The following is a 9,481-nucleotide window of genomic DNA, read 5'->3' as shown; positions in this document are numbered from 1 at the left end:
CGCAGCGAAGGAACCCGAGCCTGCGAGGGCCGAACGTAGGAGCAAGCCTTTTGGGGTACTTTTTCGGCGTCTGGAAAAAGTGCCTCGCCGTAAGGGCGAAACCGCCAGCTGCCGCACCCGAAGAAACGGATATTCACCCAAACCACCCAGAGCATGGCCGGCCCAAAGGCCGCCAAGCCACCAAAAACAAAAAAGCCCCGACCATCAGGCCGGGGCTCCTTCAAACGTCAGTCAAAAGATCAGAACCGCTCGATCTCCGCCTCAGCTTCCAACTGCTTGCGATACGCCGCAAAGTCCTGCTGCCCTTCACGGGAAGCCAGGAAGCGACGATATTGCGCCTTCTCTTCATCAGTAGGCGCGGCAGCTTCGTTAACACCGTTGAGTCGCACAACCATCAGGCTGCCATCCGGCAACGTAACGCTGGAGAACGTCGGTTTGTCCTTGGCAGCCGGCTTCGGCATACGGAACAGTGCCTGCAGCACAGCCGGTTCAACCCCTTCCTGACCACGGGTGGCCGCTTCGGTGATCTTCCAGTTCTGGCCATCGATGGCCTTGTCCAGCGGCACCTTGCCGTCGCGCAGATCAGCGATCAGCTTCTCGGCACGGGTCTTGGCCTCGGCACTGGCGTGCTCCTTGGTCAGTTGAGTACGGATCGCCGCGCTCACACTTTCCAGCGGCAGTTGCGCAGGCTTCAGGTGCTCCTTGGAACGCAGCACGATCACGGTTTCCGGGTCCAGCTCGATGGCGGTGCTGTTGGCACCTTCATCAATCACTTCCGGGCTGAACGCGGCAGTGACCACGGCACGGTTGGCGGCAACACCTTCGCCACCTTCACGGCCGAACGGCTTGGAAGTGTGCACGGTCAGTTTCAGATCCGCTGCTGGCTGCGCCAGGTCAGAGGCTTCGAACGCCGAGTCTTCCAGTTGCTTGGTCGCCTCAACAAAACGCTGCTCGACCTGAGCGGCTTTCAGCTCGCGGGTCAGCTTGTCTTTCAGGCTGGCCAGGGTCGGCACTTCAGGCGCTTCCACGCCCAACAGCTTGATCAGGTGATAACCGAAGTCGGTACGAATCGGCTCGGACACCTGGTCTTTCGACAGCGAGTACAGAGCCTTTTCGAAGGCCGGATCGTAAACGCCAGGACCGGCATAACCAAGGTCACCACCATTGTTGGCGGAACCCGGGTCCTGCGAGAACTCCTTGGCCAGCGCTTCGAACTTCTCGCCCTTGGCCAGACGCGCCTGGACTTCGTCGATCTTCGCCTTGGCCTGCGCTTCGGTAGTCTTGTCGTTCACTTCGATGAGGATGTGCGCGGCACGACGCTGTTCCGCCAGGTTGGCGATCTCTTTCTGATACGCCGCCTCAAGATCTTCATCCTTGACTGCGACCTGATCAAAGAACGACGACTTCTTCAGCTCGACGTAATCGATGATCACCTGGTCCGGCGTCATGAATTCCTTGGCGTGCTCGTCGTAGTAAGCCTTGACCTCGTCATCGGTCAGCTTGACCGCAGCCGGGTTGGCCTTGACGTTCAGAGTGGCGAAATCACGGGTCTGTTTTTCCAGACGGGCGAATGCCAGCACTTCGGCGTCGGTGACGAAACCGCTGCCGGCCACGCCTGCGCGCAATTGGCCGATGAGCATTTCCTGAGCCAGCATCTGGCGGAACTGCATACGGCTGTAGCCCAGTTGACGGATCACCTGGTCGAAACGCTCCGAGCTGAACTTGCCATCGACCTGGAATTCAGGCGTCTGCAGGATCACTTGATCCAGCGCGGCTTCGGAGAATGAGAACTTCGCCTGTTCGGCGCCTTGCAGCAGCAACTTGCGGTCGATCAGGCCTTTGAGCGCCGATTCGCGCAGCATCTTTTCGTCGAGCAAGGAAGCATCGAAGTCCTTGCCCAGCTGTTGCATCAGCTGACGGCGTTGCATATCAACGGCCTGGCTCAGCTCGTTCTGGCTGATTTCGTCACCGTTGACCTTGGCCGCCTCGTTCGTGTGAGTCGTGGCCTGGAAAATGGCATCGAAACCGGTCAGGGCCATCAGTGCAACGATGACCCCGATAATGGTCTTGGCAATCCAGCCTTGTGAATTGTCCCTGATATTCTGCAGCATGCGTCCCCCAGAAACGGTTGAACTTCAATTTAGGCAACCGTGGAGCGTGGGTAGAATCCGGATAGAAGAAAGGCGCATCCGAGGATGCGCCTTCTCGTAACTGGCGGAGCGGACAGGGCTCGAACCCTCGATCCCGGCGTTACAGGTGGCTCTTTCAGCCACCTGCTCTACCGCTCCGCTGCCAAGTCAGGCTTGACCCCGACCCGGATGGGTAAAAACCTGGAAACTCAGTTAACAGCTTCTTTCAGCGCTTTACCGGCTTTGAAACCTGGCTTCTTGGCAGCCGGGATTTCCAGAGACTTGCCGGTTTGCGGGTTGCGACCGGTACGAGCCGGACGGTCAGTCACGGAGAAAGTACCGAAACCAACCAGAACAACGGAGTCGCCAGCCTTCAGAGCGCCAGTGACGGATTCGATTACAGCGTCCAGCGCACGGCCAGCAGCAGCTTTCGGGATATCAGCGGATGCAGCGATAGCATCAATCAGTTCCGACTTGTTCACTCTAAGTCCCCTTATATCTATTTTGAGATGTTTCTAAGTTTTTTGGTGAAAGCAAAAACGAGTGCTGAATGGCCTACAGACACTTAAGAGCCGCTTTATAACAAGGGCTCTAAAATGCTGTCAAGGAAAGCCCCCCAGGCTAAAACGTATTAATGCGTGCTAATTCTTTCCTTGGCATCAGACTCGCGTTTTTCGTCCTTGGCAACTATCTCCGGAGCCACATCCGGCAAGGGCTCCGGCGCGTATTGCAGCGCAATTTGCAGGACCTCGTCAATCCATTTAACCGGTTTGATCTGCAGATCCTGCTTGATATTGTCAGGAATCTCCTTCAGATCGCGGACGTTTTCTTCCGGAATAATCACAATCTTGATTCCGCCGCGATGTGCCGCCAGCAGTTTTTCTTTCAAACCGCCAATTGCCAACACCTGACCACGCAAAGTGATCTCACCGGTCATGGCGACATCGGCGCGCACCGGAATGCCGGTCAATGCCGAGACCAACGCGGTGCACATGCCCACGCCAGCGCTAGGGCCGTCTTTCGGCGTAGCACCTTCCGGCATGTGAATGTGGGTGTCGCGCTTCTCGTGGAAGTCCAGCGGGATGCCCAGGCTCTTGGCGCGGCTGCGCACAACGGTCTGTGCGGCAGTGATCGATTCGACCATCACATCACCGAGCGAACCGGTCTTGATCAGTTGCCCTTTACCCGGAATCACTGCGGCTTCGATGGTCAGCAATTCGCCGCCAACCTGAGTCCACGCCAGGCCAGTCACCTGCCCCACCTGATCCTGCTGCTCGGCCAGGCCGTAGCGGAACTTGCGCACGCCGAGGAAATGCTCGAGCAGATCAGCTGTCACTTTTACCGAGAAGCGTTTTTCCAGCGCATGCTCTTTCACTGCCTTGCGGCAGACCTTGGCGATCTGCCGCTCAAGGCCCCGCACACCCGCTTCACGGGTGTAATAACGGATGATGTCGCGGATGGCTTCCTCGTCGAACTCCAGCTCGCCCTTCTTCAGACCGTTAGCGGCGATCTGTTTCGGCGAGAGGTATTTCACGGCGATGTTGATCTTCTCGTCTTCGGTGTAACCCGGCAGACGGATGACTTCCATCCGGTCCAGCAGCGCTGGCGGGATGTTCATCGAGTTCGAGGTGCACAGGAACATCACATCCGAGAGGTCGTAATCGACTTCCAGATAGTGATCGTTGAAGTTGTGGTTCTGCTCGGGATCGAGCACCTCCAGCAACGCCGACGCCGGGTCGCCACGCATGTCGCTGCCCATCTTGTCGATTTCATCGAGCAGGAACAGCGGGTTGCGTACGCCCACTTTTGTCATCTTTTGAATCAATCTACCCGGCATCGAACCGATGTAAGTCCGGCGGTGACCACGAATTTCCGCTTCGTCACGCACGCCGCCCAAGGCCATACGTACGAATTTACGGTTGGTGGCATGGGCAATCGATTCCGCCAGCGAGGTTTTACCCACGCCTGGTGGACCGACCAGGCACAACACCGGGCCACGGATTTTCTTTACACGCTTCTGCACGGCGAGGTATTCAAGGATGCGCTCCTTGACCTCTTCGAGGCCGTAGTGATCGGCGTCGAGAATGTCTTCTGCACGGGCCAGGTCGAGACGTACTTTGCTTTGCGCCTTCCACGGCACCTGCACCAGCCAGTCGATGTAGGAACGCACCACGGTGGCTTCAGCCGACATCGGCGACATCTGCTTGAGCTTGTTCAGCTCGGCAGTCGCCTTGGCCAGCGCGTCTTTCGGCAGGCCGGCAGCATCGATGCGCTTTTTCAGCTCTTCGATTTCGTTGTGGCCTTCGTCGCCGTCACCGAGTTCTTTCTGAATGGCCTTCATCTGCTCGTTCAGGTAGTACTCGCGCTGACTGCGCTCCATCTGCTTCTTGACGCGACCGCGGATGCGTTTTTCAACCTGCAACAGATCGATTTCAGCATCCAGCAGCGCCAGCACGTGCTCGACACGGGCCGACAGATCGATGATCTCGAGGATTTCCTGCTTCTGCTCGATTTTCAGCGCCATGTGCGCGGCCATGGTGTCGACCAGACGACCCGGCTCATCGATGCTGTTGAGCGACGACAGGACTTCAGCCGGAACCTTCTTGCCCAGCTGGACGTATTGTTCGAACTGCGAAAGCAGCGTGCGCACGAAGACTTCCGACTCGCGCTCGGCGGCGTCGACTTCTTCGATCAGAGACACTTCGGCGCGGCAATGGCCATCGACTTCGCTGAAGCGCTCGACAGTACCACGCTGCTCGCCTTCGACCAGAACCTTGACGGTGCCGTCAGGCAGCTTCAGCAGTTGCAGAACCGTGGCAATTGTACCTACGCGATAGAGAGCGTCTTCACCGGGATCATCGTCAGCCGGGTTTCGCTGGGCCAGCAGCAGAATCTGCTTGTCACCCGTCATCGCAGCCTCGAGGGCTTCGATGGATTTCTCGCGCCCCACGAACAGCGGGATAACCATGTGCGGATAAACCACGACATCACGCAATGGCAGGAGAGGCAATTCGATGGTTGTCTTCATGATTTCGCCTCTACGGCGGCCGTATGGCCGTAATCAGATGGAATTAAGCTTGAAACCAAGATGGGGGCTGCCTCGAAAAAAAACAAGCGCAAAGCGGAGGTAAAAAACGACTTAAAAAAAAAGAGGCCCGAAGGCCCCTTCTTTGTTGCGGCGCTGTGAACGCTTACGCGTCCGGCGCTGCCTTGGCCGTCGGCTCACTGTTTTCGTAGATATACAGTGGCTTGGACTTGCCTTCGATCACGCTTTCATCGATCACGACTTTGCTCACCTCGGACTGCGAGGGGATCTCATACATCGTGTCGAGCAGCACACCTTCGAGAATCGAACGCAGGCCACGGGCACCGGTTTTACGTTCAAGGGCACGCTTGGCGACCGATTTCAGCGCGTCGGAACGGAATTCCAGATCCACGCCTTCCATCTCGAACAGCTTGGCATACTGTTTGGTCAGAGCATTTTTCGGCTCGGTGAGGATCTGCATCAGCGCAGCCTCGTCGAGCTCGTCCAGTGTCGCCAGGACCGGCAGACGACCGACGAATTCCGGGATCAGACCGAACTTGACCAGATCGTCAGGCTCGACTTCACGCAGGGATTCACCAACCTTCTTGCCCTCTTCCTTGCTGCGCACTTCGGCGTTGAAGCCGATGCCGCCTTTGGTGGAACGGTTCTGAATGACCTTTTCCAGGCCGGAGAACGCACCACCGCAGATGAACAGGATGTTACGGGTGTCGACCTGCAGGAACTCCTGCTGCGGATGCTTGCGGCCACCTTGCGGCGGTACCGAAGCGACCGTGCCTTCGATCAACTTGAGCAAGGCCTGCTGCACGCCTTCACCGGAAACATCACGGGTGATCGACGGGTTGTCGGACTTGCGGGAAATCTTGTCGATTTCGTCGATGTAGACAATGCCCATCTGGGCTTTCTCTACGTCGTAATCGCACTTCTGCAGCAGCTTCTGAATGATGTTCTCGACATCTTCACCCACGTAACCTGCCTCGGTGAGGGTAGTTGCGTCAGCGATGGTGAACGGAACGTTCAGCAAGCGGGCCAGTGTTTCGGCCAGCAGGGTTTTACCGGAGCCTGTCGGGCCGATCAGCAGGATGTTGCTCTTGCCGAGTTCGACGTCGTCAGCCTTTTTGTCACGCTGGTTCAGGCGCTTGTAGTGGTTGTACACCGCTACGGCCAAAACCTTTTTCGCACGCTCCTGACCAATGACGTACTGGTCAAGGATGCCGCTGATTTCTTTAGGCGAAGGCAATTTATGCGCGCTGCTTTCGGCCTGTGCTTCCTGCACCTCCTCGCGGATGATGTCATTGCACAGGTCGACGCACTCGTCGCAGATAAAGACCGAGGGGCCGGCAATCAATTTGCGCACTTCATGCTGGCTTTTGCCACAGAAGGAGCAATAGAGCAGCTTGCCGTTGTCCTCGCCGTTGCGGGTGTCAGTCATTCGTTCGATCCAAATCCGATAGGCTTGCAACACAAGATGAAGGCTATTGCGGGCTTTTTCAAGCCCGCCGCTGATCGGACATGCCGATCAGGCCTGTTTTGCGCTGCTTATATTAAGCTGGACGCTGGTTGATCACTTCGTCGATCAGGCCGTATTCCTTCGCAGCTTCGGCACTCATGAAGTTGTCGCGATTGGTATCGCGCTCGATTTCTTCCAGAGTACGGCCGCTGTGCTTGGCCATCAGCATGTTCAGACGCTCGCGGATGAAGAGGATTTCCTTGGCGTGGATTTCGATGTCCGACGCCTGACCCTGGAAACCGCCCAGTGGCTGGTGAATCATCACGCGCGAGTTCGGCAGGCAGAAACGCTTGCCCGGAGCACCTGCGGTGAGCAGGAATGCGCCCATGCTGCAGGCCTGACCGATGCAGGTGGTCGATACGTTCGGCTTGATGAACTGCATGGTGTCGTAGATCGACATGCCGGCAGTCACCGAACCGCCCGGCGAGTTGATGTACAGATGGATGTCCTTGTCCGGGTTTTCCGCTTCAAGGAACAGCAGTTGCGCACAGATCAGGTTGGCCATGTAGTCCTCTACCGGGCCCACCAGAAAGATCACTCGCTCCTTGAGCAGGCGCGAGTAGATGTCGTAGGCGCGTTCGCCACGAGCGGACTGCTCGACAACCATCGGGACCAGGCCGCCGGCGGCCTGGATATCAGAGTTCTGCTGAATATAAGAATTACGGAACATGCTCTGCAGTCGCTCCCAAATAGTTATGTCTTGAATACGCATAAGCCAGCTCGAGAGCTGGCTTATGGTGTGCACTTCTAACGCAAAATCAATCAGTCGGCTGCTGGAGCTTCTACCGGCTTGACTGCTTCTTCGTAGGAGACCGATTTGTCGGTCACACTAGCTTTCTGCAGAACAGTATCCACAACTTGTTCTTCCAGCACAACCGAACGCACTTCGTTCAGTTGCTGCTCGTTTTTGTAGTACCACGACACGACCTGCTCTGGCTCCTGGTAAGCGGAAGCCATTTCCTGAATCATTTCGCGAACGCGAGCTTCATCAGGCTTCAGATCGAACTGCTTGACCACTTCAGCAACGATCAGGCCCAGCACGACGCGGCGCTTGGCTTGCTCTTCGAACAGCTCGGCCGGCAGTTGGTCTGGCTTGATGTTGCCGCCGAACTGCTGAACAGCCTGCACGCGCAGACGGTCAACTTCGTTGGACAGCAGAGCCTTTGGCACTTCGATCGGGTTGGTGGCCAGCAGACCGTCCATTACCTGATTCTTGACCTTGGATTTGATCGCCTGACGCAGTTCACGCTCCATGTTCTTGCGAACTTCGGTGCGGAAACCGTCGATGCCGCTTTCCTTGATGCCGAATTGAGCGAAGAACTCTTCGTTCAGCTCAGGCAGCTTAGGCTCGGACACAGTGTTGACGGTCACGGTGAACTCGGCGGTTTTTCCAGCCAGGTCCAGGTTCTGATAGTCCTCAGGGAAGGTCAGGTTCAGAACGCGCTCTTCGCCAGCCTTAGCGCCAACCAGGCCTTCTTCGAAGCCCGGGATCATGCGGCCGGAACCCAGTACCAGCTGAGTACCCTTGGCGGAGCCGCCAGCGAACACTTCGCCGTCAACCTTGCCAACGAAATCGATGTTCAGCTGGTCTTCGTTCTGCGCGGCACGGTCGGCCACTTCGAAACGGGTGTTCTGTTTGCGCAGGATGTCGAGCATCTTGTCCAGGTCAGCGTCAGCCACTTCAGCGCTCAGACGCTCAACGGTGATGCCTTCGAAGCCAGCAACGGTGAACTCAGGGAAGACTTCGAATACAGCAACGTATTCCAGATCCTTGCCCGCTTCGAGCGACTTTGGCTCGATCGAAGGCGAACCGGCAGGGTTGAGCTTCTGCTCGACCACAGCTTCGTAGAAGGAAGACTGGATGACGTCGCCTACCGCTTCCTGACGCGCATCAGCACCGAAACGGCGCTTGATTTCGCTCATTGGCACTTTGCCTGGACGGAAGCCAGCAATTTTGGCCTTTTGGGCAGTCTGCTGCAGACGCTTGTTGACCTGAGTCTCGATGCGCTCTGCCGGCACGGTGACGCTCATGCGGCGCTCGAGAGCAGTAGTATTTTCAACAGAAACTTGCATGGATATTCCTCGTTGCACAGACGTTAGCCGGCCGTTTCCGACCCCAGAATCAAGGGCATGCATTCTAGTGGGTCAAACTCAAGAAGTCACCCTACTGGAAACGGGTAAAAAAACAGCAGGCAATTTATAGGGAGCGCCGCACGAATGCCGTGCACTCCACTGGCGAATACAAGCGATCACGTCAGGGCTCTGCAGCAACGCTTCTATATATAGAAGCAACTATCAAATCCGCCCCGACAGACGTTCCGGCAAAACCGGAACGACGAGCAGTTCAGCGTCATCCGATCCTTTGAAAGCGATGAAGTGCCCTGCCCTGCGCTTCGAAATCGGCCATGGCCGGATTTCGAAACCGCTAAAACAAAAAAGGCGCCAGACTGTTAAATCTGGCGCCTTTCGAAATATGGGGTGGACGATGGGGATCGAACCCACGACAACGGGAGTCACAATCCCGTGCTCTACCAACTGAGCTACGCCCACCATATTGCGTAACAAAAAAGCCAAACAACTTCTTTGTCGAAACTTCATCAGGCCCGAGGCACAGATGAAGCTTTATTTGGTGCGGATGAAGAGACTCGAACTCTTACGCCTCGCGGCGCTGGAACCTAAATCCAGTGTGTCTACCAATTCCACCACATCCGCGGATGAAGCTTTTAAAGCAAAGGCGCCAGACCGTTAAATCTGGCGCCTTTCGAAATATGGGGTGGACGATGGGGATCGAACCCACGA

At 56.7% G+C, this 9,481-nt stretch carries 6 protein-coding genes and 2 tRNA genes; all 8 read right to left on the bottom strand.

The features are described 5' to 3' along the window. Positions 1 to 239: 239 nt before the first annotated feature. Positions 240 to 2,111 (bottom strand): SurA N-terminal domain-containing protein, encoded by a 1,872-nt coding sequence (locus tag D8U60_RS17675; RefSeq protein ID WP_130900600.1) that lies wholly within the window; start codon positions 2,109 to 2,111, stop codon positions 240 to 242. 227 nt (positions 2,112 to 2,338) lie between these two features. Next, positions 2,339 to 2,611, bottom strand: coding sequence for an HU family DNA-binding protein (locus D8U60_RS17670; RefSeq protein WP_016775333.1), 273 nt, complete (start codon positions 2,609 to 2,611; stop codon positions 2,339 to 2,341). Positions 2,612 to 2,760: 149 nt separating this feature from the next. Further along, complete coding sequence (gene lon / locus D8U60_RS17665; protein ID WP_016775334.1) at positions 2,761 to 5,157, bottom strand: endopeptidase La; 2,397 nt, start codon at positions 5,155 to 5,157, stop codon at positions 2,761 to 2,763. 163 nt (positions 5,158 to 5,320) lie between these two features. After that, on the bottom strand, positions 5,321 to 6,604 hold the full coding sequence (gene clpX / locus D8U60_RS17660) for an ATP-dependent Clp protease ATP-binding subunit ClpX (protein WP_016775335.1): 1,284 nt from the start codon (positions 6,602 to 6,604) through the stop codon (positions 5,321 to 5,323). A gap of 112 nt (positions 6,605 to 6,716) precedes the next feature. Further along, positions 6,717 to 7,352: an ATP-dependent Clp endopeptidase proteolytic subunit ClpP gene (gene clpP, locus D8U60_RS17655; RefSeq protein ID WP_016775336.1), complete on the bottom strand. Its 636-nt coding sequence runs from the start codon at positions 7,350 to 7,352 to the stop codon at positions 6,717 to 6,719. A 92-nt stretch (positions 7,353 to 7,444) separates the two neighbouring features. Beyond that, positions 7,445 to 8,755: a trigger factor gene (gene tig, locus D8U60_RS17650; RefSeq protein ID WP_016775337.1), complete on the bottom strand. Its 1,311-nt coding sequence runs from the start codon at positions 8,753 to 8,755 to the stop codon at positions 7,445 to 7,447. A gap of 401 nt (positions 8,756 to 9,156) precedes the next feature. Continuing rightward, a tRNA-His gene (locus D8U60_RS17645) sits at positions 9,157 to 9,232 on the bottom strand. A 77-nt stretch (positions 9,233 to 9,309) separates the two neighbouring features. After that, a tRNA-Leu gene (locus tag D8U60_RS17640) sits at positions 9,310 to 9,394 on the bottom strand. Between the last annotated feature and the right edge of the window lie 87 nt (positions 9,395 to 9,481).

Origin of the sequence: Pseudomonas sp. Sample_11 (genome assembly GCF_004307505.1) — a bacterium.
GTDB lineage: Bacteria > Pseudomonadota > Gammaproteobacteria > Pseudomonadales > Pseudomonadaceae > Aquipseudomonas > Aquipseudomonas atacamensis.
The sequence above is the reverse complement of the archived record's forward strand: the minus strand, read 5'-3'. Positions and strand labels throughout refer to the sequence as shown.